Origin of the sequence: Cohnella candidum, from assembly GCF_003713065.1 — a bacterium.
Taxonomy (GTDB): domain Bacteria; phylum Bacillota; class Bacilli; order Paenibacillales; family Paenibacillaceae; genus Cohnella; species Cohnella candidum.
Genome location: NZ_CP033433.1, coordinates 4715618 through 4740342, shown reverse-complemented (window position 1 = coordinate 4740342; position 24725 = coordinate 4715618). Strand labels below are relative to the sequence as shown.

The 24725-nt window shown below is 55.7% G+C and carries 16 protein-coding genes; 3 read left to right on the top strand and 13 right to left on the bottom strand.

Annotation, left to right across the window (positions count from 1 at the left end; genetic code table 11):
- Positions 1-280 precede the first annotated feature (280 nt).
- The 9 genes from EAV92_RS21880 to EAV92_RS21840 all read right to left on the bottom strand — a co-directional run bounded on the left by EAV92_RS21880 (position 281) and on the right by EAV92_RS21840 (position 11726).
- Positions 281-823, bottom strand: coding sequence for a hypothetical protein (locus EAV92_RS21880; protein WP_123043050.1), 543 nt, complete (start codon positions 821-823; stop codon positions 281-283).
- Complete coding sequence (locus EAV92_RS21875; RefSeq protein ID WP_123043049.1) at positions 823-1299, bottom strand: hypothetical protein; 477 nt, start codon at positions 1297-1299, stop codon at positions 823-825. The genes EAV92_RS21880 and EAV92_RS21875 overlap by 1 nt, the downstream gene beginning before the upstream one ends.
- A gap of 119 nt (positions 1300-1418) precedes the next feature.
- On the bottom strand, positions 1419-3020 hold the full coding sequence (locus tag EAV92_RS21870) for a glycoside hydrolase family 13 protein (RefSeq protein ID WP_123043048.1): 1602 nt from the start codon (positions 3018-3020) through the stop codon (positions 1419-1421).
- A gap of 13 nt (positions 3021-3033) precedes the next feature.
- Positions 3034-5127: an amylo-alpha-1,6-glucosidase gene (locus EAV92_RS21865; protein WP_123043047.1), complete on the bottom strand. Its 2094-nt coding sequence runs from the start codon at positions 5125-5127 to the stop codon at positions 3034-3036.
- A 31-nt stretch (positions 5128-5158) separates the two neighbouring features.
- Positions 5159-5983: a carbohydrate ABC transporter permease gene (locus EAV92_RS21860; RefSeq protein ID WP_123043046.1), complete on the bottom strand. Its 825-nt coding sequence runs from the start codon at positions 5981-5983 to the stop codon at positions 5159-5161.
- 5 nt (positions 5984-5988) lie between these two features.
- Positions 5989-6879: a carbohydrate ABC transporter permease gene (locus EAV92_RS21855; RefSeq protein ID WP_123043045.1), complete on the bottom strand. Its 891-nt coding sequence runs from the start codon at positions 6877-6879 to the stop codon at positions 5989-5991.
- Between the two features lie 94 nt (positions 6880-6973).
- The gene (locus EAV92_RS21850; protein WP_123043044.1) at positions 6974-8236 is read right to left on the bottom strand and encodes an ABC transporter substrate-binding protein; all 1263 of its coding nucleotides are present in this window, start codon (positions 8234-8236) and stop codon (positions 6974-6976) included.
- A gap of 173 nt (positions 8237-8409) precedes the next feature.
- Positions 8410-9948, bottom strand: coding sequence for a response regulator transcription factor (locus EAV92_RS21845; RefSeq protein ID WP_123043043.1), 1539 nt, complete (start codon positions 9946-9948; stop codon positions 8410-8412).
- Positions 9945-11726: a cache domain-containing sensor histidine kinase gene (locus EAV92_RS21840; RefSeq protein ID WP_123043042.1), complete on the bottom strand. Its 1782-nt coding sequence runs from the start codon at positions 11724-11726 to the stop codon at positions 9945-9947. The genes EAV92_RS21845 and EAV92_RS21840 overlap by 4 nt, the downstream gene beginning before the upstream one ends.
- A gap of 200 nt (positions 11727-11926) precedes the next feature.
- Between EAV92_RS21840 and EAV92_RS21835 the strand changes: the two genes are divergently transcribed.
- Positions 11927-15268: an ATP-binding protein gene (locus tag EAV92_RS21835; RefSeq protein WP_164472889.1), complete on the top strand. Its 3342-nt coding sequence runs from the start codon at positions 11927-11929 to the stop codon at positions 15266-15268.
- A 13-nt stretch (positions 15269-15281) separates the two neighbouring features.
- On the opposite strand, the gene EAV92_RS21830 is transcribed toward EAV92_RS21835, so the two are convergent.
- Positions 15282-16001, bottom strand: coding sequence for a stalk domain-containing protein (locus tag EAV92_RS21830; RefSeq protein WP_123043040.1), 720 nt, complete (start codon positions 15999-16001; stop codon positions 15282-15284).
- A 147-nt stretch (positions 16002-16148) separates the two neighbouring features.
- On the opposite strand from EAV92_RS21830, the gene EAV92_RS21825 reads away from it, so the two are divergent.
- A complete protein-coding gene (locus EAV92_RS21825) occupies positions 16149-17825 on the top strand; it encodes an Ig-like domain-containing protein (protein WP_123043039.1) in 1677 nt (558 codons plus the stop codon).
- Between the two features lie 1149 nt (positions 17826-18974).
- Positions 18975-20285, top strand: a complete 1311-nt coding sequence (locus tag EAV92_RS21820) for a sugar ABC transporter substrate-binding protein (RefSeq protein WP_123043038.1) — start codon at positions 18975-18977, stop codon at positions 20283-20285.
- A gap of 20 nt (positions 20286-20305) precedes the next feature.
- On the opposite strand, the gene EAV92_RS21815 is transcribed toward EAV92_RS21820, so the two are convergent.
- From EAV92_RS21815 to EAV92_RS21805, 3 genes are all read right to left on the bottom strand, one after another.
- Complete coding sequence (locus EAV92_RS21815; protein ID WP_123043037.1) at positions 20306-21889, bottom strand: response regulator; 1584 nt, start codon at positions 21887-21889, stop codon at positions 20306-20308.
- 12 nt (positions 21890-21901) lie between these two features.
- Positions 21902-23662, bottom strand: coding sequence for a sensor histidine kinase (locus EAV92_RS21810; protein WP_123043036.1), 1761 nt, complete (start codon positions 23660-23662; stop codon positions 21902-21904).
- Positions 23663-23783: 121 nt separating this feature from the next.
- Positions 23784-24722 (bottom strand): ABC transporter permease, encoded by a 939-nt coding sequence (locus EAV92_RS21805; protein ID WP_123043035.1) that lies wholly within the window; start codon positions 24720-24722, stop codon positions 23784-23786.
- Positions 24723-24725: the final 3 nt, after the last annotated feature.

The window sequence follows — 24725 nt, the reverse complement described above, 5'->3', positions numbered from 1 at the left end:
CCTCTCGATGCGTCTTTGGCCTTGCAAACAAAAAAAGCCCTTCGAAAAGGGCTTTTCACAAAACGAGACAGAAGCATCCTGCAAATGCTTAACGGGCTCTTCCGTATTCGATGGATGACCATTTTCTTAGATGTGTAATCTGGTTGTGTGGGAACATCGAACTATTTCGCCTCCTAAAAATAACCTTATTTCTCCAACAAGTCAATCAAAATGTTGGAAAATGTTGATCCATGTCGAACAAAACGGCAAAAAGAAAGGCCGGCGCTTGGCGACCCCCTTTTCAGGGGCGCGGCACCGGTCTTTTATGCGTGAATGGAGCCGGCACCCGGCGTCGGTCCCTCGCGAAAACGAGGCGATAGAGTCCCAAATGCAAGCTGATCAGAAACAGGTAGATGGGGAACGAGTACAGGAACCGATAACCGTTCCTATAATGGAATTCACCCACCAGAACACCAAGCCACTCGAAACCCACGGCCAAGCCGGACCATAGGAGAATATATGGAATCGTTAGCGTTCCGCGGACCCTCAGTCTTTCCTTCCAGAAAATGAACCAGTACCCGAACGGCGCATACATCGCATAAGTGACGATGTCAAACCATTCGTATTTCGAACGGTCGCCGATGTCGTAGTAGTTCAGCGGAGGAACGTGAAGCGTATGGTCGAATATCAGCCCCAACGCGATGCCAATAAGGAAGTTGAATGTGGTCTGCAGTGGAGAAAGCGGCCGCGGAAATAATCGTATCGCCGCTGTGAATAATAGGAAAATCCCAATGACGAACCATTCGTTCCCATCGAAGTGCCGGCCATAAACGACATCTTCCATTATCTGATCCACCCCTCCCTCGCGGCCATCCGCTGCAGAATGCTTCCCACGAGCAAGGTGTACCCCATCATCAGCGCGATCATGAGCGACTCTTTCATGAAGTTCCACGACACATCGGTGAGTACGCCATTCCATCGGAGCGTGAGCCCGCTGAGAATCTGGAAAAGGAATGCATAGAGTGAAACGGCCCATCTCGCGCCGGCATGCGGAGTCAACAGAAACACGTTGGCGAAAACCAGGAGAGCGAACGTAACGGTTACGTCATTGTGCAGAATCAAGGAAAGGAACCGGAGTACGCTGTCCGTGTGGATTTTAAACCATTGCAGATTAAAGCCAATGATGGTCAACTTGTTCGTGAGCACGATGTCGATGGCCATGAACAAAAGCACATTGACAATCAGCGGCAGCTTAGACGGCAAGGTTACCAAAACCATCACGCTAAACCACGCGAGCAGGAGGAAAACAACAACGGACATACGCGCAATTCCTTTTCCCACATTTTCCACTTAACGTTCGCTTTTCTGAATCGGTTTATGCGTCAACGCAAAAAAGGCCGCCCGTAAGCAAACGAATTTGCTTAGGACGGCCTCATTCATCAAATCCTGTAAACTCGGGCTTCGTACGGCTTCAGCACAAGAGTATCAGCCTTATGGTAGTTGCGGACGATCGTCTCGCCCAACCGGGACGCAACCTCTTCCGGCAGCTCCGCTCGAACTTCCTGTTCGGAAATGTTCAGCAGGACGAACCACTTCTCGTCTCCAAGCGCGCGGAAGTAGGCGTACAACTGAGGATGATCTTCGAGAATCGGCTCATAGCTTCCGTACACCATCACTTCGTTCTCTTTCCGCAGCCGGATGAGGTTTTGATAGTAATAGAAAACGGAATCCCGATCCGCCAGCGCCTGCTTGACGTTTATCTCACTATAGTTCGGGTTCACTTTGAGCCATGGATCGCCTTCGCTGAACCCGGAGTTTGCGGATTCATCCCATTGCATCGGAGTTCTCGAGTTGTCCCGCGCCAGATGGAGCAGGCTGTCGAACACTTCCTGCGGGTCCCTACCCTTGGCCACTTCTTCCTTGTACTTGTTCTTCAAAGCGATGTCGTTGTAATCGTCGATCGACGGGTACCGCACGCCGGTCATGCCGATCTCTTCACCCTGATACACGTACGGCATTCCCGGAAGGGTATGGGTCAGCGTCGCGAAGCATTTGGCCGATTCCACGCGGTATTCGCGATCGTTTCCGAAACGGGTGACGACGCGGGTGTGGTCGTGGTTGTTCATGAACTGCGAGTTCCAGCCTTTGCCCCACATGCCGTCGTACCAGCGTTTTTGGATTTCCTTGAACTTCTTCATGTCCCAATGCGCCATGTAATCCAGCACTTCGAAATGGAACAGCGTGTTCAGCTCGCCCCGGTCCTCTCCCACGTACAGCACGCCGTCCTCCGGCGTAACGAAGGGGATCTCGCCCACGGTGAAGACGTCGTAATGCTTCAGGACGCGATCGTGCATCTCATGCAGGTACTCGTGAATGCCCGGGTTGTTGCCCAAATAGGAGATGTCGTCGGGATTTTCCGCGTCCGGGAAACCTTCCTGCTTGGCCAGCAGATTGATGACGTCCATGCGGAAGCCGTCGATCCCTTTGTCGAGCCAGAAGCGCATCATGTCGTAGATTTCTTCCCGCACCTGCGGGTTGGCCCAGTTCAAATCGGGCTGCTCGACGGCGAACGAGTGGAAATAATACTCTTCGGTCGCCTCGTCGTACTCCCAAGTAGAAGGCGTGAAGTAGGAGCGCCAGTTGTTCGCTTCCTTCCGCCAAATGTAGTAATCCCGCTTCGGGTTGTCCTTGGACGACCGGGATTCGATGAACCACGGGTGCTTGTCCGAAGTATGGTTCACGACCAAGTCCATGATCAGCTTCATGCCTCGGGCATGGACTTCCTTCAGCAGCCGTTCGAACGTGTCCATCGTGCCGGCCTTCGGCATGACGGACCGGTAATCGGAAATGTCGTAGCCGTTATCGACGTCCGGCGAACCGTAGCACGGATTCAGCCACACGACATCCGCGCCGAGCTCCTTGATGTAATCCAGCTTGCGGATGACGCCCTCGAGGTCGCCGTATCCGTCTCCGTCCGTATCGAGAAAGCTCCGCCAATAAACCTGGTAAACGACGGCTTCTTTCCACCATGTTTTCTTCATCGCGGAGGCTCCTTTACTCCTGGATTTGCAACTCGCAGCCGGTCGTGTTGTCGACGACTTCGATGCGAACCTTGCCGTAATCGTCTTGACCGGGCGTCCGGACCAGCTTGACGGTGAGATGCCCTTGCCCCACGGGCAAGCGGCTTACCGTCAGCTCGCCGAATCCTTCCGGCAGGAACGGATTGAGCGCGATCTTCCGCTCCGGCACGTTCGGGTCGATGCCGAGCATCGCCTGCACGAAAGCGAAAGACGTCGCGGCCGCCCAAGCCTGCGGCGAACAGGTCGTCGGATACGGCACCGGGCCGTCCGACTCGGAAGAACCATAGCCGCAGAACAGCTCCGGCAGCCGTCGGTATTCGAAATGGGAGGAAGCGTCGAGCAAACCGGTGATGACGCGGCCCGCTTCCTGCTTGAGCCCGAGCTTGCCGAGACCGAGCAGGATCATGCCGTTGTCATGCGGCCATACGCTGCCGTTGTGGTAGCTCATCGGATAGTAGCCCGTCGCTTGGGTACTCATCGTGCGCACGCCGTACCCGTTGAACATGTCCTCCGACACGAGCCGCCGGGCAACGGACTCCGCGCGGGAACGCTCGGGAAGGCCCGACATCAGCAGATGTCCCGGATTCGAGGAGACCGAGCGAACCTGCCGGGCATCCTCGTCGAGCGCAATCGCGTAAAACCGCTCGTCCTCCATCCAGTAGGCTTCTTCGAACCGAGCTTGCAGCGCGGCGGCTTCTTGTTCCAGCCGGTCCGCCAGTTCAACGTCCCCAAGCAACCGGAAGATCGGCGCGAGGGTTTTCTTCGCTTGATAGGCATAGCCCTGTACCTCGGAGAGCGCGATCGGGGAAGACGCATACTCGCCGGTTTCATGGACGATGGAGTTGGACGAGTCTTTCCAACCCTGGTTCGGGAACCCCTTCTCGGCTTCCTGCCGATAGCTCAGGAAACCGCCCTCCGTGCCGCCGGCGTTCTCATCGATCCAAGCCAGCGCTCGCAGCACGTTCGGCTTCAATTCCTCCGCCAGCGCGGCGTCTCCGGTCCAACGGACATACTCCCCGAGCACCACCAGAAACAGCGGCGTCGCGTCAACCGTCCCGTAATAGGGACCGAAAGGGGATTGTCCCGTTTGCACCAGCTCGCCGAAACGGATCTCATGCATGATCTTGCCCGGGCGCTCGTCCCGCCACGGGTCGGTCTTCTCGCCTTGGGTCGCCGCAAGCGTGCGCAGCGTTCCCCGCACTTTACCCGCGTTCAGCGGCAGCATGAACAGCGAAGTGATCAGGCTGTCGCGGCCGAACGGCACCGCGAACCACGGAAGGCCCGCCACCGGCACGTCGCCGTAACCAATGTCGGTCATCAGCATGCGCACGTCCGTGACGCCGCGGCGGTAGATTTCGTCGAACGCCGGCACGTCGGAAGCGACGCCGGTCGTTTCCGCCCGCCAACTGTCGTACGACTGCTCCAGCAGCGCAAGTCCATCTTCGAAGGAGCGCGCTTCCGGCACCTTTCCGGCGATGACCGGCGTCACCGTAAAGCAAATCCGCTTCGTCTCCTTCGGCGCCAGCGACACCGCGAAGTGGAAGCAGCCGTCGGGTCCGGCTTGAGCGGCCTCCGCACAATCCCATGCGACCTGAGTCTCCCGCTCGATTTCGTCCTTGCCTCGGTACCGAATGGACATGCCGCTCGGTCCGATGTCGCGGTCGACGATTTCCCCGACGTCGCCGGTCCGGTATTTGCGGACGATGAACATGTCCTGGAAGTCCGCGTCGAAAGCGGCAGCGAAGTCGAACCGGACCTCTCCGGGGAAGAAGTTCGTCAGCGATACGCGTTCATGCAGAATGCCGCCTTGAATGTAGCGCTCCCGCAGCATCTCAATGGCGCCTTCGTCTTTGCTGACCTTCATCGACCGGATGGACGCGAAATACCCTTTCGTCCCTTCCGAGGCGAGAAGCGTCGGCTTCTCCCCGTCGATCAGCATTTCCATCCGGCTCAGAAACCGGGTGTCCTGCGTATATAAGCCGTGGCCGGCTTCGTCGTTGCCGGTCACGTCCCCATGCACGTCCGTCAGGAAGAACAAATCCCCTTCTTTAATCACGCGGTAATCCATCCGTTAACGCCTCTTCCCGTGAATGATCTCGTTAGCCTTTGACGCCGGAACTGGATACGCCTTCGATGTACTGTTTCTGGAAGATGAAGAAGAACACCAGGATCGGCAAGGTGGCGAGCACGACGCCCGCCATGATGAGCGGCGTGTTCTCGAAAAACATGTCCTTCACGCTGTTCAAACCGACGACCAGCACGTACTTGGTCGGGTCGCTCGTGAACGTGCTCGGAATCAGATAACTGTTCCACGTACCGGAGAACGCGAGGATCGACATCGTGATGAGCGAAGATCTCGCCAGCGGATAAACGATCCGCCAGAACGCCCCCATTTTCGTGAGCCCGTCCAGCCGTGCGGCTTCGATGAACTCGCCCGGAATGCTGATGAAGAACTGGCGCAGCATGAAAATGTACAAGCTCTGGTACAGGAACGGAATCGTGAGCCCGAGGACCGAGTTCAACCAGCCGAGATGGGCTACGTTCACGTATACCGGGATCAGGATCATTTGGTACGGCACCATCATGGTGGCGACGACGATCCAGTAAATCCACTTCTTGCCCGCGAAATCCAGCTTCGCCAGCGCGAAGCCCGCCATCGGGTTGATGATCAGGTTGCCGACGATCACGATCGCCGTCATGGCCACGGTATTCCAAAGCCATTGCGGCACGTTATAGGCATCGTTCGTGAAGAACAATTTGTAGTTGGCCAGGGTCCATTTCGAAAAACCCGCCAAATGGTTCACGTCTTGCATCGTCACAAGGGACGTGTACAGCGTGTATAGGAATGGAAGGGCGAAAAGAACCCCAAGGACGATCAGCAGCACGTAGTTGCCGGTCAGCGCCAAGCCCTTTTTGGTTTTCATGCCCCTCACTCCTTTTCATCCAACAGTTTTTTCTGAAGGAACGTAATGATCATGATGATGAAGAAGAACAGGACGACCGCGGCGCTGCCGTAGCCGATGTTCATGTACCGGATCCCGTTCTGGTAGAAGTACGTCACGACCGTACCGGTCGCGCCTGCCGGGGATCCCAGCGCACCGTAACGGGAAATCGCGGCGATCTGGTCGAAAATTTGGAAGCCCAGAATGGTCGCGACGGACACGACGAAGAAAGTGATCGGTTTCATGAACGGAACGGTAATGTAGCGGAATGCCTGCAAGCCGGAGGCTCCGTCGATCTGCCCCGCTTCATACAGGTCCTTCGGAACTTCCTGCAGGCCGGACAGGTAGACGATCATGCTGAAGCCGACTTGCTGGAAAATGAACAATATGGCGACGAACAACAGCGCATAATGCGTGTTCGCGAACCAAGTGACATTGCCGAAACCGAACATTCCGAAGAAGTTGGTCACGAACGTCCCTTGCTTGAACAGCATCATGAACACCGTCGTTACGGCTATGGTCGAAGTAATGTAGGGGATGAAAAACAAGGTGCGGAACAAGCCTTTGCCCTTGATTTTCCGATTGACGAGAATCGCCATGAGCAAGCCGAGCAGGGTCTGCACGGGCACGGCGATCAGGACGATTTCAAGCGAATGAAGAATGGCCCGGTAGAAGGCCTGATCGTGCAGGATCTTCGCGTAGTTCTGAAAACCGATGAACTTGGCCGCGCCCAGGTCTGCGAAGTTGGCATCCTGGAAGCTGCGGATGAACGATTGCACGAACGGGTAGAAGAACCACCACGCCCATAGGATCAGGAACGGCAAGCTGAACAGCCAGCCGACGAAAAAATCGGAATCCCTCGCTTTACGGAACATCATTACCCTCCTCCTGCTAACGGGCTGAGATCACCTCGCCCGGAGATAAGAAACCCGTCCCCGTTTCTTGTGGAAACGAGAACGGGATTCGGATCGCTTACTTGAATTCTGCTTGGATGGTGTCGAGGATTTGCTGAGGCGTTTGTTTCGCGCCGCCGAGCAGCGTATTCTCCAGCTGGGTAACCAGCTCGTCCTTGAATTTCTTCGTTTCGGACGGATAAGCGAAGTCGGTGGCCGTTTTCAGCGCCGGTTCAAGCGCCTTGAATTCCGGGTTCATTTCGAAATACTTCGGCGACAAGGTCGCTACCGCGGAGTTCAGCCCGTTCTGCATGAATTCCGTTTGCGTAGCGTCGTTCGTCATGTAGTAAGCCGCTTGGGCTGCCGCCAGCTTGTCCTTGGCGTCCTTCAGCACGACGTAACCGTCGGAGATCATCGTGCTTCCTTCCGTCGTGCCTTTCGGTACCGGAATGGCCGCGTACTTCAGGTTCGGAGCCGCGTCCTTCAGGAAGCTCTTGTACCAGTAGCCGCCCGTCGACATCGCGGCCTTGCCGTTCGCGAATACTTCGCCGTCCCAGCCGTAGCCGAGGGATTTCGGGGTAACCGCGACGCCTGCGCTGTACATGTCGAAGATCGTTTGCAGCGCCTTGACGTTCTCCGGCGAGTTGATCGACTTGCCGTAGTTCCAGCCGCCGCCGTAGGTCTTGATGTAGTTCGTGATGTGGAACGGGTCGATGTTGATGACGATCCCCTTGACGTCTTTGGTGGTCAGCTTCTGCGCTGCGGCTTTCACTTCATCCCAAGTCGTCGGGTAAGCGCCGAGGCCGGCTTTTTTCCACATGTCTTCGTTGATGAAGAACATGCCCGGCATGACGCTGTTCGGGATGCCGTACTGCTTGCCGTCCACTTTCCATACGTCCAGCGAAGTCTGCGTAAAGCGGCTCATGTCAAGCTTGCCTTGCGTGGCCAGATCGTCCAACTGGGCGAACATGCCCTTCTGGATGTACTCGTACGAGCCTTCGTTCGACAGCTTGATGAAGTCCGGAGCGACGCCGGCTGCGATCTCGCCGGGCAGCTGGTTCCAGAACTGGTCGCTGCTCGGGTACTGCTTGATTTTCAGCGTGATGTTCGGGTAGGTCTTGGAGATGTTATCCGCTGCGGTCTGATACGTTTTCAAGTCCTGCGCCGTTCCCCAGAAGCCCATCGTAATGGTCGCTTTCTGGCCGGTTGCGGCGGATGCGCTGGCGGATGGCTGAGCGTTGTCGGTTCCCGCGTTGTTGTTCTTGCCGCCGCATGCCGTAAGCACGAGTGCCAGGCACAGAGCCAGCAGGAGCGGAGCCGAGTATTTCCACTTTTTCTTCATGTTTTCTAATCCCCCTCGATGGAGTGTTTCCTCTTGCTTCTTCATCCTATAGGTTCGGGGAGTTCATTCAAATTATTCAAACCGCGTTTCCTTTAATCTGATTAACTTGTTTTCACAGGCCGTACGGCGCGCTCTTGCAGGCTTTTATCGAAATTGACTTTTCTTTAACCGAATCATCCTAACTCCTTGCGGTAGTCGGTCGGAGACATCCCTTCGTACTTGTTGAATACGATCGCGAAATGGACCTGGCTGTGAAAACCGACCATTTCCGCGACTTCGTAAATTTTGTACTTGTAGTCCTTGAGCAGCTCCTTCGCCTGGCCGATCCGGACCAGGTTCAGGTAATCGAACAGGCCCCTGCCCGTCTCCTGCTTGAACAGCCGGCTGATGTAATTCGGACTGGCGTGGAACGTGTCCCCAAGCAGCGTCAGCGAAATATCCTCGCGGTAATGGCCGTCGATATACTGGACCACGTTGCGGATGAGCGGGCTGTAGTCCTTGTTTTTCCCGGCGATCCGCGTCTTCAGCATGTCGTTGAACAGCGCGTGGTAAAAAGCCGAGCATTCGGTGAAGTCGTCCAATCCGTCCGCCCTTCCGCGGCCATCCCCGAAGTCGTCTTCGTCGGCCATCATGAAGAGCAGCCCTTCGTACACCTTTTTCACGTCGTTTTCGGCCATGCATTCGCAGCTTTGGACATATTCTTCCCATTCCGCCAGCGATGACGCGAACCCTTCGTACTTTTCTTCCTTCAAGCCGTTCTTCATCGCCGCGATCAGCGTCTGGATCTTCGCCTGCGCGGCTTCGTCGTACAGGTTGCGGTTGCGGTAATAGAATAAGGGATCGTTCGGGTGATAAAACTTCATCTCAAGCGCCTGCAGGGCCTGCTCCACGGCTTGGGGCAGCTGGGAGAACGCATGGCAGGCCTCGCTGATGCCGAATACGGTCTCGATGTTCACGAAACGCTTCAGCGAGCTGTGCACCAAATAGACGAGATCGTTGACGTGCGCGAACGACGCTTGTCCGCTCTTGGATTCGCCGTGAGACGTCAGGATGGCGAACAAATTGTCCTGGAGCTGCACGTACTCCGTCTCCTGCTCCTTGGACAGCAGCTCGCCGAGCAGATTCGCTATGGTTCCCTGAAGGAAGCCCGCGTTTTCGCCCGAGTAACGCTGGAGCGTCTGGCCCAGCTTCTTGACCGAAAACAGCACGGCATACAAGTTGTTTTCTCTTAGGCGGGTTTCCGAGGCATGCTGAGCATTCCCGTTCACCATGTCGCGAAGGATCGATTCCCGCGTGGGCGCGCCGGCTCCGCCATTCGTCGCTCCAGAAGTCCGGTTCTCGCCGATGACGCTTTGCAGCTTTTGCAGCACGCCGACGATCTCCTGCACGTTCATGCTCGGTTTGTGGAAATAGTCCACGGCGCCGAGCTTCATCGCTTTCTTGACGTGGAGGAAGTCGTCGAAGCTGCTTAAAATAATGACTTTCGCGTGCATGCCGCGGTGCCGCATTTCCGTCAGGACGTCGATGCCGTCTCTTTTGGGCATTTTGATATCGAGTATGAGAACATCCGGCCGCAGCTGCTCCATCAGCCTTAGCGTTTCCTCTCCGTCCGCCGCCTCGCCGACGATCTCCATGCCGGCTTCGTTCCAGTTGTAGGAGGACTTCAGTCCGATCCTGACGAGGGGTTCGTCGTCCGCGATCAAAATTTTCACAACGGATCACCATCTTCCTGTTCCGGTTTATCGATCACGGGCACGATGATTTTCGCGGTCGTTCCGTGGTTGAGTTCGCTGTGCAAAGACAAGCCGTAACCCTGCCCAAAATGCAGCTCGATACGCTTATGAATGTTGCCGAGGCCGATGGAGTTCAGCTTTTCCGGGGCTTCGCTGCGGTCTGCGGCGATACGCTCCTCCGGCGTCATGCCCCGTCCGTTGTCGGTCACCGTCATGACGATGTCGCCGGCTTCCTCCGTAATCCGAATGGCTACTTTGCCTTTATAGGAGATCTCGTCGAACCCATGGAAAATGGCGTTCTCCACGAGCGGCTGGAGCATAAATTTGAGTATGCGGTGCTCCAAGACGTTCGGATCCACGTCGAATTCGATCTCGAACCGGTTTAAATACCGGAAGCTCAGGATCTTCGCGTAGTCGCGGATGAAGTCGATCTCTTCCTTCACGGTGACGAAATCGCTCTTGGTCGTCGCCGTGAACCGGATCACCGAGGAGAATGCCGTCAGCGCCTCTTCGATGCCGGAGGCTCCCTGGATTTTGGCCATCCATTTGATGGCGTTTAACGTGTTGTACATAAAATGGGGCCGGATCTGCGACTGCAGCGCGAGGATCTCCATTTGGCGTTTTTCTTGCTCCTCGTGGTAGATGGTGCGGATGAGCCGGCGGATTTCCTTCAGCATCCGGTCGATCGCCGTGCCGATTCTGCCGACTTCGCCCGGCCCGGCCTCTATCGTCACGTCCAGGTTGCCCTCGGTCACCAGTTTCATTTTCCGCTCCAGATTGAGCAGCGGCCTCGTGATGCCTGTCGTGATGAACACCGAAGCCGCGACGGACAGCGCCAGCAGCACGACCAAGGAAATTGCCACCGTCTCCACGATCGTGTATACGAAGCCGAACAGCTCCCTTTTCGGGATCACCGTTACCGTAGACCAGCCCGTCAGTTGCGAGGCGGATGAAATGTAATAATGGCCGGCATCCTTCTGCGGTCCGAGAATATCGTTTGCCGGTCGGCCGATTTCCGCGGCGTCCTGACTGTAGATCAGATTGCCGTGCTCGTCCGCCAAGTAAAATCTCGTGTTGTCGGTGATGTGGATGTCGCTCCACAGCGCCTTCAAATTGGCCACGTTAATATTGAAAAGGATGAAGCCGTAAGGCTCTTTGGTGAACGGATCGACGATCGCGCGGCCGAGCGAGACGACGGGAATGGGCGGGTTGGACAGCAGCTTCTCGTCATGGATGCCGACAGGGACGTAGATGCCTTTCTTGGCGATAATGCTTTGCACGAAAGGCTCTTGCGGGAATTCCGTTTCCAAATAAGCGCGGTTCAAGTAATCGAGCGAGCTGCGGCCCAGCACTAGATGGTTCGTCAGTTGGTAGATAACCGTCGAGTCGATTAGGTCCGAGTACAGCATGATGCTGTCGCGGATGATCGTGTTCACTTCGTCGAAGTCCTCCTGTCTCTCCAACAAAGGATAAGGGACCGCGTCGTAGTCCTTCTTCATCAGACGGAACAGGGCCGGATTCTGCACCGGGAACATGGATAAACGGAGGAGCGGACTCATCGAGGTATCGATGTTGCGGACGATCTGCCGGTTGTTCTCTTTCGCCGCGTCGAGCAGCATGCTGCGGTTGGACTCCACGTACAGCCACGACAAGGCGCCGCCGACGAGGAGAAGGGGGAGCAAAATGAAACAGGCAAAAGTCAGGATCAACTTTTGCCTGAGGCCCATATGAAGGAATAATTGCCGGACATGCCTCATGGTCGGTACCACTCTTTTCGGTTGATCGACTGCAGCGGTCGGCTGGGAATCTGGGAACATCCTGCCCGTTGCGCCAACAAAATATGCTACCGCTATCGGGGCGTTTTGTAAATCGGGGCTTATTTGTGCAAGGAAGGATTCTCTGGGAATTTACAGAAATAAGAATAAATGGACCTTATCGGAAAATGGAGGTCTCCAAAGTGGACGGATGCTGCTTTCAACTCTTGGGCGGTTGGAAACTGTCCATCGGCGGCGAGGATTGCACAGGTTCGGTTCCCGGCGGGAGAGCCAGGCTATTGCTGGCTTATTTGGCGCTGGCTTACGGCGAGCACCCCGGAAGAAGGCAGATCGCGTTCGCCTTCTGGCCGGATTCCTCCGAGAAGCAAGCTTTGTCCAACCTGCGGAAGCTGCTCCACGACCTGAGGGCCACCCTCCCGCGTATCGACCGTTACCTCGTGGTGACGCAAACCTCTATCCACTGGAATCCGGATGCGGGTTTCCATTGCGACGCCGGCGCGTTCATGCGGTCGGCGCAGGGGGACGCCCTGGAGGAGCTTCTTCGCGCGGAAACGTTGTACCGCGGCGAACTGCTTCCCGGCTTCTATGAAGATTGGCTCGAGCCAAAACGGGAGTCGTTCGCCCAGGCGTACGTCAACGTGCTGGAGAAACTGACGTCGATTATGGAAAATCGGCGGGACTACAAGACGGCTCTGCACTATGCGGGCAAGCTGCTGATCCATCAACGAACAAGAGAAGAAACATACCGTACGCTCATGCGGCTCCATGCCTTGAACTTGGACACGGCAAGCGTGACGAAGACGTACAGGCAGTTAGCTCGAACGCTGCAAGACGAATTGGGAATCGGCCCGTCAGGGGAAACGACGGAGCTCCTGATGGCACTGACCGAAAATGCCCGCGCGCCCTCTTTCACCCCTTCCGCGCCGGGACCGCTGATCGGCAGAATCGCGGAATGGGATGCCCTGAGTGAAGCCTGGAGACAGGCAGCGGACGGACGGCCGTCGCTGCTCGCTTTGCAGGGGGAGGCGGGGATCGGCAAGACGCGATTAGCCGAAGAGTTTCGAGGGTGGGCGGAGCGCCAAGGCATACGGACGGCGATGGCCGTCTGTCTCCCGTCTGTAAAATCGTTGTCCTACTCCCCGGTAAAGGCATGGCTGAGAAGCCTGCCGATGCCCCAACTCAGCCGCGCCCGGCTGTCGGAGTTGGCGCGGTTGCTGCCCGAGTTGCTCGATCGGTATCCCGACTTGGCTGGGCCGAATCCGATCCGGGAAAATTGGCAGCTGAACGTGTGGTACGAAGCGATCGAGCGGATGCTTCTGGACCGCCAGCCGTTGCTGCTCCTTCTCGACAACCTGCAATGGAGCGACGGCGAGACGTTGCAGCTGCTCGCTTATTTGCTTCGGAGCGATTCGAACGCCAAACTTCTCGTCATCGCGACGATGAGAACGGAAGAGTCTATGGGAGAAGCGGCAGCGCAGTTGCTGAACGCGCTGCGCATCGAACGGAAGCTGACCGAATGGACGCTTGCTCCCCTCAGCGAAGAGGAGACGAAGCGGCTGATCGCCCAATCGGCGAGCGACGCGGCGGCGGAACGACTGGGGAGCGACGTCTATGTCCAAACCGGCGGCAATCCGCTGTTTATCGTGGAGACGATGCGCGATTGGCAATCGGGAACAGGCAGCCGCAAAGCCGGACTATCGCCGGTCGCGAAATCGATCGTCGAACATCGGCTGGGCAAGTTGACGCCGGTGCAGCGCCGGCTTGCCGCAGTCATGGCGGCAGTCGGAAAACCCGCAAAACCGGCATTCCTGGCAGCCGTTGCCGACATGGAAGAAGAAACGGTCGCGGAACAATCGAACCGGCTGGCGTCGTTGAAAATTTTGCGGGAGGTCGGCGGAGGCAGCTACGATTTTACGCACGATCTCATTCGGGAAACCGCATACCGAATGCAACGGGCAGGCGTTCGACGCAAGTGCCATGGGCAAATCGCGCGTTGCCTGACCGATTCCCATCGGCGCCTGCCGGAATCCGCCGCGGCCGAGGCCGCCTTGCATTATGAACTCGCGGAAATGGATGAGGAAGCCATCCTTCACTATGAAACCGCAGCGCTGGCGGCGGAAAAACTGTTCGCCAATGAAACCCGGATCCAATACTACCGGAAGCTGATGTCGCTGCAGCCGCAGGAACCGCTGCTGCCGGTCGTGATCAAGCTCGGAGAAGCCCTCCTCACCGTCGGAGACGGCGAGGAGGCGGAGAGAACATACAGAAACTGGCTTGAGCGTTACGGATATACCGCGGCCATCCGCGAACGGTCGCTGTGCGACGTTGCGCTCGGCCATTGCCTGCGGGTTCAAGGAAGGTATGGGGAAGCGAGGTTCCATCTGGAGCGCGCGCTGGACTATTTTTCGCTGACGGAAGACCAGGCCGGTCTTAGCCTCGTCTACGGCACGCTGGGGTATTTGCATTATTTCATGGGGCAATACGAGCAAGCGCGGAATTACCTGTTGGCCCGGCTGCGGCTGCCGGAGGTCGATAATCGTACCCGGGACGACTGCCGCTTTTATCATTGCTTGGGGTTCCTGTCTTACGATCAATGTGAATATGAAGAAGCGCTCGGCTGGTTCAAGAAACAAATCCGCCTGGCCACGGACATACGGGACCGCCAGCATGTCGGAGACGCGATGGGCGGACTCGCGCTCGTGTATCTTGAAATCGACGAAATGGATCAAGCTTTCGGCCGCATCGTGGAGAAAATCGAAATCAGCCGAGCGATCGGAACGCGCGCGGGTTTCGCTACGGCGGTCGGCATGCTGGGCAAATATTATCAGATGCTCGGCTCGTATGTTCAGGCGCAGTCTTGCATTGCCTTCTGCCTGGAGGAATCCGTGCGGCTGAAGGACTGGCACATCGTGACGGTCGTGCTCGGCATCGAAGGGAGCATCCTGCTGGAACAACGCCGTTACGAGGAAGCCGCTGCAATGATCGATCGTGCGATTCGGCTGGCGAGGAAAATCATGATTCCTTTCTCCGAATGCGACGGACTCGCCCTCAAGAGCCTGCTGATGCATCGCCGGGCTCAAATCGGCAGCGCGCTTGAAGCCGCCGAAGAAGCGCTTCGAATCGCAGACCGGCTAAGTCGCAAGGATATGCAAATATCGCTTCGCGTTCGGCGGATCCTCTTAGAATCGGAGCTCGGCCGCATTACGCCTGACGAGGCGATAGACAGCCTGGAGCGGCTGATGGAGTCGGCCTCCCTCCCCCAGCGGGAAGCCGAGATTCGTTTCGCGCAGTGGAAGCTGAAACCGGAATCGCCCGATTTTCGGACGGCTTCCGTTCGCCTGAACGAGGAACTGTACCGGAAATCGGGCGGCAAGGTGGACTATCTTGTCCGCTGCCGGGAAATGGGCGAGGCCCCCGCTGCGATCGCGGCCCGTCCGATGCCGCGGTTCGCGGCGGAGGCCGCGTTGAACCGAACCGTTTCCCGCCGGGTGCTGGAGGAAATCGACCGGTATTTAAACGAGTGACGCCGTTCCTTGGTTATGGTTTCTTTACCGTCACGTAGCTGTCTTTCAAAACGTAAAGCAGCGGCTTCTCCGCCTTATTTGTTGCATCGTAAGCCGATACATAGGCAAATTGGCTGTCTTGCAGGTCGACATCCACCTCCGTAACCACGCCCTCCTTCAAGCTCATTTCCTCCGACAGCTGCTGTTTGTTCCCGTTCAGCACCCTGATCTTCATGTCCGACTGCGCGACCAGGACGAGATGCAGGGTGTTGTATTTTTTGCCGAAGTCGAGTTTCAGGTTGGGTGATCCCTCGTACCAGCCGAGCCCGACGTTTTCCGCGGAGAACGCATAGGCCCCCGTGTACTGCTTGCCTCCGAATACCAGCTGCTTTTTGTCGATCACGTCATAGGACTTCTCCGCCCAGAAGTCGGCTTTCACTTCCTTGGAGAACAGATTGACGTTAGGGCTCTCGTTCAAGCCGATCGTCGACGTACTGCCTTCCCAATTGATCGGGATATCAAATGCATCCGAAATGACCCGAAGCGGTAAGTATGTCGTTCCATTATAAGTAATCGGCAGGACCTCTTTCCCCTTGTCGTCGAGGGGCCTCCAAGGCTTGCCGTCGAGCCGGAATTTGATGCCGCCGTTCAGATAAGCTTTAATCTGGGTGAGGTTGCTGGCGGCGAACGCGCCGGTCGACAACGAGAACAGCGAAGTTGCCGCAAGCAGCAGGGCTACGGTTCTTTTCCTCATGCTTCAACATCCTTTCATTTTCATTCTATTGACCACGAGGAAGTATAGCAGGCGGAGCGCTTCAAAAGCGTTTCATGATGAAGCGCTTTTGAAGCGCAGCCCGCCATAGAATGAGAATGATGCGATATTAAAGGAGGAGTGCATGGCGTGCGCGTTTCCCGGAGAATGCTCATGCTCTTTGCGGCTTTGCTGCCGCTGCTCGCGATATGGCCCGCGCAGTCCGCTTTCGCGGCCGAGGTTTTCGGCTTCGAAGTCGACGACTACGAACACGGTTATGACGAAAGTTATTTAATCGCCGGAAAGTCGTATACGTTAGAATATTTGTCCACTGCGATGCTGGGAACCGATGAATTCCCCGAATACCGTTATAGTTTCGACGACGGTGCCTCATGGATTCCCCTGCCGAACACGAACTGCGGGTTCCACAAGGTTTGCTTCAGTCTGCCTTACACCTCGCGCGTGACTTACGTCACTTTCCGGATTGACGTGAAATTCGATCCGTTCGTCGGAACCACCACGCACTCCGGATGGACGACAGACCGGTATCGCCTCCGTCAACCGGGAACGGTGTCGGATTTCACCGCGACTCCGAACAAGGACGGATCCGTGACGCTCAATTGGAACGATAATTCGGATATGGAGTCCTATTACCGAATTACCCGCAGCGGTCCCGACGGCGATAAAACGTTTATCGTGGATCGTACGAAAGACCACTTCGGCCCGCTCAGCTATACGGACAAACAGACCGACACTTCCAAGGAAACGATTTACATGTACAGGTTAAACCCGGTGGTCGACGCCTACCCGTTATCAGAAGAAGAAGTGTTCGGAGACCAATGGGCCTTGGTGAAAACGAAAGTTCCTCCGATCGACCCTAAAAAGATTTTCATCAATCCGGGCATCGCTGTCCCTATCCCGGACTTAATCAAAGGCATTGATCCCAAAACGCCCATCAACAAAGTGGACGCCTTCCGATATCTTAAAGACTTTCCCTTGTCGGTCGGCGATCTCTCAAAACCGGCCGTTACCAGCGTCAAGCTGAGTCATAATGCGCTTGCGCTCAAAAAGGGAGAGCAGACCTCGTTGACCGCGACGGTCGCCCCTGCCGACGCGGCCAATTTGAAGGTGGCTTGGAGCAGCACCAACCCCCAAGTGGCGGAAGTGGACACCAGCGGCAAAGTGACGGCGAAATCGCCGGGCATCGCGAAGATCGTCGCCATTACGGAGATGGGCAACTTTACGGACGTTTGCGTCGTTACGGTCACTTCGCCTCCCAAAACCTCCTCCTACTCCGATCTTGCCGGCCACCCCGCCCAGGCGGAGATCGATAAGGCGGCGGAACTCGGGATCGTGTTCGGGTATGGCGACGGAACGTTTAAGCCGGACGGCAAAGTCACCCGGGCGGAGTTCGCCAGCATGCTCATCCGAGCGCTCAAACCTGCCGTCGATGGCGATCCATTGGCGTTTAAGGACAAAACCGACATCCCGTCTTGGGCGGTGAATGCGGTGCAGCAAGCGGTGAAGCTCGGATTCGTCAGCGGCAACGCGGACGGGACGTTCCGGCCGAACGCGAATATCACCCATTCCGAGATGGTCTCCATGGTGATCCGCGCTTCCGGCCTGCCCCCTTCCCAATCGCTGAAAACCGGCTTCGCCGACGACGCGGACATTCCGAAATGGGCAAAGCCCTCAGCCTCCAAAGCGCAGGAAACCGGCATCATCATCGTGGGCGGCCTTCCGGACGGCAAATTCATGCCTCTGGCGCCTACTACTCGAGCGGAAGCGGCCTCCGCGATCGTCCGCATGCTGAACGTGAAGGTTTAGTGGGCCTAGACGAGGAAAAAAGCCTGAAGTACGCCGCTTAGCGGTGATCTTCAGGCTTTTCGTTTTCCGCAAGACCGTGAGACCGTCTTCGGTAACTTCAAACTTGCTGAATCTGCTCCGCAAGACTATGAAACCGCCTTCGGTAACTTCAAACTCGCCTAATCCGCTCCGCAAGACGGTGTGACCGTCTTCGGTAACTTCAAACTCGCCGAACCTGCCCCCCAAGACGGCGAGACCGTCTTCTGTAACTTCAAACTCGCCTAATCCGCCCCGCAAGACGGTGTGACCGTCTTCGGTAACTTCAAACTTGCTGAATCTGCTCCGCAAGACTATGAAACCGTCTTCGGTAACTTCAAACTCGCCTAACCTACTATGCAAGACGGTTAAACCGTCTTCGGTAACTTCAAACTCGTCGAACCTGCCCCCCAAGACGGTGAGACCGTCTTCTGTAACTTCAAACTCGCCAAATCCGCTCCGCAAGACGGTGAAACCGTCTTCGGTAACTTCAAACTCGCCGAACCAACTACGCAAGACGGTTAAACCGTCTTTGGTAACTTTAAACTCGTCAGACCGCTTCGTAAGACGGTGAAACCGACGCAGCAGCAGGATCCTACTTATTATCGTCACATTTTGCGACGATTTTGCTTGTTCTAGCCGGCTGAGGCCCATTATCGTCACTTTTTGCGACGATTTTGATAGGTCCGGCCGGTTACGGCTCGTTTTCGTCGCTTTTTGTGACGATTTTGATAGGTCCGTCCGATTACGGCTCGTTATCGTCGTTTTTTGTGACGATTTTGATCGGTCCGGCCGGTTACAGCCCGTTATCGTCGCATTTCGCGACGTTTTTGCTGGTTCACTTCGGCCATCGAGCCAGTGCGAAAGACAGCTAGTCCATCAAGATGTCCATCAACTCCGGGGCTTCGCCGATATGAGTCGGCTGCCATAAAGTCCTATTAAATCATAGAAAGATTAAATAATTCCGCTGTTCAGGGTATATTTAATTCTCGCTGATCGTACAACGCATCCGTTAGACTGACTTACCAGAACATACACGGACATCAAGCGCGAAAATATAGTATAATTTCCTTACTTCCTCTACTGTTTAGATGAATTCGATAATCTATCTTTCACCGATGCCGGAGGTACTCCATGCGCTTCAAGAGAGCTTCAATTTTTCTTATTGCCATCATCGTAGCTGCTTATGCGCTCTCTGTTCTATATTCCAAAACGACAGCTTTGCCTTCTGAAGTCTCGGAATCCGCTGCACCCGCCGTGCAGAAGCGGCCGGCCTCCCTCAAAGTGATGGTGGATAACGTTTATCAGCCCTACATTGAGAAAATCAGTACGGAATTCGAACGCGAATACGGCATTAAAGTCGAAGTCCTCGCCGCGCCGTCGGACGATTTGCACGATGAAATCGTCAAACGCGTCGACACCGAGGTTTCCGATATCGACCTTATACAGGTAAAGTCCGAATGGACACGGGAGTTCGCGGCATCCGGGTTCCTCGAACCGCTGAACAAATTCGTGACGACCGAACTGAAAGGCAATACGATCCCGCTCGCGTACGACCAACGAGTGCTCAGCAACGAATTGTACACGCTTCCCGAATTGTATGCGTTTCCCATGAGCATGGAGGCGCATTTCCTTTTTTACAATCAGGACCTGCTGTGCAAAGTCGGGTTATACGCGCCGCCATCCACATGGAAAGAATTGATGGACGCGGTCACCTTCATGCGCGAGAAAAACCTCGTCGAACATGGCGTGATTTGGGGATGGAACGACAGCGAAGGACTGATGGACGACTACACGCTGCTGCTCAACGCCATGGGCGGACAGTACAAGGACGTCAACGGCAAATGGATTTTCAACCGGGGCGCGGGACTGAAAGCCTTGCAGTTCATGGTCGATTCGCTATACGACAACCAACTGACCGATCCGTTGTCCATCCGCGTGAACGAATCGAAAGCTTCGGAGGAATTCGCCAAAGGACGCGTTCCGTTTCTCATTGCCGGATCATACGCCGCCCTTAAATTGAAGGATTATTCCAATATCAAGGTCGCCCTCATTCCCGGCTTCGACAAGTCTCTCAAAAGCTCAAGCGTTGCAGGGGGCAGCGCCATCGGCCTCGTCCGGAACTCCCGGAACAAAGATTGGGGCTGGAAATTCATCCAAATGATGAGCGAAAAGCGTAATGACGTTATCGTCACCGACTATACCGGCGGCTTGCCGGTGTGGAACGACATGATCGACCTGGCGACGCTCCGGCAAACCTATCCGTCCATCGACATCATGAAGGAACAGTTCGAGTACGCCATCAACCAGCCGCTCACCGCCTCCTATCATTCGTGGGCACGGGACCTGCAGGCTTCCTTAATGTTCGCTCTGCAGCAAAAAAACACGCCCCAGGACGCTTTGAATCAAGCGGTCCGGCGCGCGCAGAAAGATTTGATCGACTAAAGGCGCTGCGGCGCCTTTTGTCATTCCATTACGTTTTCCTTAAATTCCGACGGGGTCATCCCGTAATGTTTCTTGAACACTTGGCCGAAATATTTCGCGTCGGTAAAACCGACCCGCCCGGCCACGCCTGCAATGGGAATGCGAGGATCCAATTCGAGCAGTTCTTTCGCCTTGTCGACGCGTTTCTTGATCAGATACTCGCTGAAATTGCTTCCCGTCTCCTTCTTGAACAGCCGGCTGAGGTGACCGTCGCTGACATGGAACGTTTCGGCCGCGAATTGCAGACTCAGGCGTGAATCCTGGTAGTTCGCGCCGATGTAATCGATCACCCGGTCCACGAGCGAAGCACTCATGTCCTTCAATTCCCGCCTCGCCTTCCGGCTTACCGTTTCGACCGTTCGTGTCAGCACGGACCGATAGTCCTTAAAGGTTCTGATCGAGGGGATTTCCGTAATCGTCTTCGTGATCAGGGCCTTCATTTCTTTGTCGGACACAAGCCGCGTCAAGCCGACGAGAAAATCCATCAAGCCGTTAAACGCGATCGTCTTGTTCTGATATCTTCGAACCTCTTGGAGAAAAGCTTCCAGATGGCGGACGGCCTCCTCTTCCTTCCCTTCGCTTATGGACTCCAGCCAGTCCGTTGAAACGGCCACGTTCACGCCGGCCTTCTGCCCGTCTGCCGTCTCGGTCGGCGCCGGCACCTCGCGCATGCCCCAGAACAGATTATCTTCGAGCATTCGGTTCGCGCTTTGATATGAGGCGTGAAGTCCCTGAAGGCCTTCGAATACCCTGCCTGCCCCGATGTTCACGTTGATTTTCAAATACTGTTCCACATGGATGCGGCACAGTTCCGTCGCTTCCAACACGCGGCGTTCGAATACGACTGGCTGGATTTCGGGATTGTATTTGATCACGGCGACATTTTGTCCTTCATGACTGAATACGGCCGCCCGGATATTCAGATTGTCGTAAGTTTCGCTGACGATATTCTGAATGGCGTACTGTAACAAGGAAGCGGTGACGGGATCCTCCTCTCGGTCATACCTTTCGAAAAGAACGGTTTGTCCCTTGCGCAGAGATAGCCCGTGCTCGTCCAGCTTTCTGACGAGAATGCCGATATCCTTGTTTCCGTTGACGATCACATTCAACATTATGCCCGATTCGACCAAAGAAGCTTTACGTGCCTCCGCTTCCCGGTTGATTTCCGTTTGTTTTCCCGCCGTTCCGATACTCGCGAGATGTTTCTTCACTTTTCGGATGCACGATTTCAAATCCTCCAGATCGACCGGTTTCAGCAAATAATCGAACACCTGATGGCGGACGGCCGCCCGGGCGTAGTCGAACTCCGTATAGCCGCTAAGCAGGATCGTCACGCATTCCGGGTAGTTTTCTTTCATGTATTGAGCCAGGTCAAGTCCGTTCATCCCCGGCATTTTAATATCGGTAATGACGATATCCGGACGGCAGCGGTCGACTAACGCTTTTCCTTCCAGTCCGTTTCCGCCGATGCCGACGACCCGGCATTCCAACTCCGCCCAGTCGATCTTCTCGCTCAGCCCGCGGCTTACGATCGCCTCATCGTCCACGATAACGACGTTGTGCATACTTGCGCCCCCTCATCCGTTGGATGCAGCCTGCTGTTCCTGTTTCGCGGGGAGAACGACCTCTACGATCGTTCCCGAATCCGGGGAACTGACGATGGACAAACCGTAGGCTTCGCCGAACAGCGTCCGTATCCTCTCGTGCACATTGTTGACTCCGCTTCCCGTTCCGGTGGCGCTTACGATGCCTGCCGGCTTGCGCTCCTCCAACAGCTCCCGCGCCCGTTGTTCGTCCATCCCGACTCCATCGTCGATGATGCGAATGGTGACCCCGTTCGTGCCGAGAGACCCTTGAATCAATAAGCTCCCTTTACCCAATTTCGGTTCCAGACCATGGATAAAGGAGTTTTCCACAAGGGGCTGCAAAACGAACCGGGGAATCAGAAGATCCATGATCCTTTCGTCGAAATGGACGGCAACGGTAATACGATGCTCGAATCGGTTTTTCTGAATGGCGAGATAGGCGTCGATCGACTCCATTTCCGTGCGAATCGGCACCATATCCTTGCTGTTCAGGCTAGCTCTTAGAATCTGGGAAAGCGAAACGGCGACTTTCTCGATTTTTTGCGTCTCCCCATACATGGCCAGCCAGCGGATCGTATCGAGCGTGTTGTATAGAAAATGGGGATTGATTTGCGCCTTCAGCGCTTTGTACTCGGACTCTTTCTGGGCAATCTCTTTCTGGTACACTTCGGAGATGAGGAAATTGATTTTCCGCATCATGTGGTTGAAGCTGCGGCCCAGCCTGCCGAACTCGTCGCGGCGATGAATGTTCGCCTGATGCTGGAAGTTGTCGACGTCGGCCAGATCCATGAGCTTCCTCAAGTCGTGGAGCGGCGCGGTCAAACGGCGTGACGCATACCAAAAGACGACGAATCCGGATAACGCCCCCAAAATGCCGATAATGGAGATCCACAATCCGATCAACTCCGGGCCTCTGGCGAGTTCCTTCACCGGAACGACCGAAACGACCCGCCATTTTCCGTATTCCGATAAACGGGTGGTCAGCAGCATGTCATGGTAAGGCGGAATTTTCACCACATGGGGCTCGCCGTTCTGCTCTTGTTTCGCCAGGGCGAACAAATCTTCCGTATTCAAGGCGGGGTCTTCGCGGCTGCCGACCAGCATCCCGCCGTTTTCGTCATAAACATAAGTAAAACGGTTGCCTTCGGATTGGAGTCGGTTACGCAGATATTCCTTGTTGATTTCGATGCTGACATAGCCGATCGTGCGCAGGGATTCCCGTTGCCGAAGCGATTTCTCCACGTAAACGGTGCCGTTGTCGATCCGCCAGGTCGTTCTGCCGATCGTATCGTACCGATATTTGTTGTAGTTCAGTGTTTGCTTATCCGGCGCGCTGCTTCCCAGGGTAAGACGGAACAACAGATCCCGGGTATTGAACAAATAGATGGCATTGAACATATCCGATGAAAAAACGGCCTTGGAAAGAAATAGATCCTCAAGCTGCCTGATCTCCGACAGCGTCGGACTTTCCGGTATATTGAGCAGCGCCTGTACTTCCGTATCCTGGGTCAGGCTGTCCATGAGCCGATTAATCGTGATAACGGTTTCATCGATGTTATCTCCGATGAACCGCACTTTCGCAGCATCGTTGGCTTTGGCGTCTTTCATCTGCAGGTCGATGGAAACGTTGTAAGTGACGATGACGATGGCGCCCACGACCAGAATGATCGTAGCCGTCACCATGAGCATCAATTCCCGCTTTACGCTGGAGAAAAAATAGTCATTTAAGTTTCGCAGCAGTTGTTTCATCATGGCAACCCCTTAAATGACGAGCAGTGCAGTCAAAGATAACGATTACCTGCAATTTTATTCCCAATGATTCTCCCGGACAAGTTTCAATAATCGCCATGTCCGGGAGTTTATCGCAGAATTGTCAGGCGCTTTCCGCCGTTTTCTTGTTTTTGGCGAAGGACCGGGAAATGAGCAGAGCGGCAATGATGATGATCAGGCCCCGTACGATCGGCTGAATATACGCCGACACGTCGAGCAGGTTCATCAGATTGAGGATCACCGCGAAAATCATGGCGCCGATAAAAGTGCCTCCGATGGTGCCGCGTCCTCCCAGCAGATAGGTGCCGCCAACGATAACGATCGCGATCGCGGTCAGTTCGAAGCTTTGACCCGAGCGCGGTTCGCCCATGCCGATCCGCGCGGTGATGAGCGCGCCGGCCAGAGCGGCCAGAATGCCGCTCAGCGTGTACACCATGAGCTTGACTTTCTCGACTTTGACGCCGAACAGCCGAGCGGTCTCTTCGCCGCCGCCGACCGCCATGACGTGGCGTCCGAAAGGCAGACGTCTCAGCAGGATATAGCCGAGAATGAAGATCACGACCAGATAAATCGCCGGCAGCGGAATGCCGAACGCATCGCCTGCAATCGCTTGATAACTTGCGGAAACGGGCTTCAGCACCGGTCCGCCGTTCGTGATCCACAAGGTAACGGCCCTGACGATCGCCATCATCGCGAGCGTGGCCATGAACGGTTCGACTCTGGCTTTGGTAATGACGAGGCCGTTGATGATCCCGATCAGCGCTCCGAGTACGACGCATAAACCAAGCACGCCGGGCACGCCCAGTTGCTGCGTGCTCGCGGCGATGACGGCTGCGAGCGCCACGGTGGAGCCCACGGACAGGTCAATGCCGCCGGTGAAGATGACGAACGCCATGCCGACCGCGATGATGCCGGTCTCGGCGGCGAATTGGATCAGGTTGATCAGGTTCTTCACGGTCAGAAAGCTGTCCGAGAGGAAAGATCCCACGATCACCAGGATGATGAGCGTGATCAACGGAAGCTGGTTGTTTAGTCTTTTCATCTG

What these genes read in the sequence shown, in the direction of transcription:
- EAV92_RS21810 (WP_123043036.1), bottom strand. Translation starts at nt 23,662, where the DNA reads ATGATGAAACAACTGCTGCGAAACTTAAATGACTATTTTTTCTCCAGC.
- EAV92_RS21805 (WP_123043035.1), bottom strand. Translation starts at nt 24,722, where the DNA reads ATGAAAAGACTAAACAACCAGCTTCCGTTGATCACGCTCATCATCCTG.
- EAV92_RS21855 (WP_123043045.1), bottom strand. Translation starts at nt 6,879, where the DNA reads ATGATGTTCCGTAAAGCGAGGGATTCCGATTTTTTCGTCGGCTGGCTG.
- EAV92_RS21870 (WP_123043048.1), bottom strand. Translation starts at nt 3,020, where the DNA reads ATGAAGAAAACATGGTGGAAAGAAGCCGTCGTTTACCAGGTTTATTGG.
- EAV92_RS21820 (WP_123043038.1), top strand. Translation starts at nt 18,975, where the DNA reads ATGCGCTTCAAGAGAGCTTCAATTTTTCTTATTGCCATCATCGTAGCT.
- EAV92_RS21875 (WP_123043049.1), bottom strand. Translation starts at nt 1,299, where the DNA reads ATGTCCGTTGTTGTTTTCCTCCTGCTCGCGTGGTTTAGCGTGATGGTT.
- EAV92_RS21860 (WP_123043046.1), bottom strand. Translation starts at nt 5,983, where the DNA reads ATGAAAACCAAAAAGGGCTTGGCGCTGACCGGCAACTACGTGCTGCTG.
- EAV92_RS21815 (WP_123043037.1), bottom strand. Translation starts at nt 21,889, where the DNA reads ATGCACAACGTCGTTATCGTGGACGATGAGGCGATCGTAAGCCGCGGG.
- EAV92_RS21830 (WP_123043040.1), bottom strand. Translation starts at nt 16,001, where the DNA reads ATGAGGAAAAGAACCGTAGCCCTGCTGCTTGCGGCAACTTCGCTGTTC.
- EAV92_RS21865 (WP_123043047.1), bottom strand. Translation starts at nt 5,127, where the DNA reads ATGGATTACCGCGTGATTAAAGAAGGGGATTTGTTCTTCCTGACGGAC.
- EAV92_RS21850 (WP_123043044.1), bottom strand. Translation starts at nt 8,236, where the DNA reads ATGAAGAAAAAGTGGAAATACTCGGCTCCGCTCCTGCTGGCTCTGTGC.
- EAV92_RS21880 (WP_123043050.1), bottom strand. Translation starts at nt 823, where the DNA reads ATGGAAGATGTCGTTTATGGCCGGCACTTCGATGGGAACGAATGGTTC.
- EAV92_RS21840 (WP_123043042.1), bottom strand. Translation starts at nt 11,726, where the DNA reads ATGAGGCATGTCCGGCAATTATTCCTTCATATGGGCCTCAGGCAAAAG.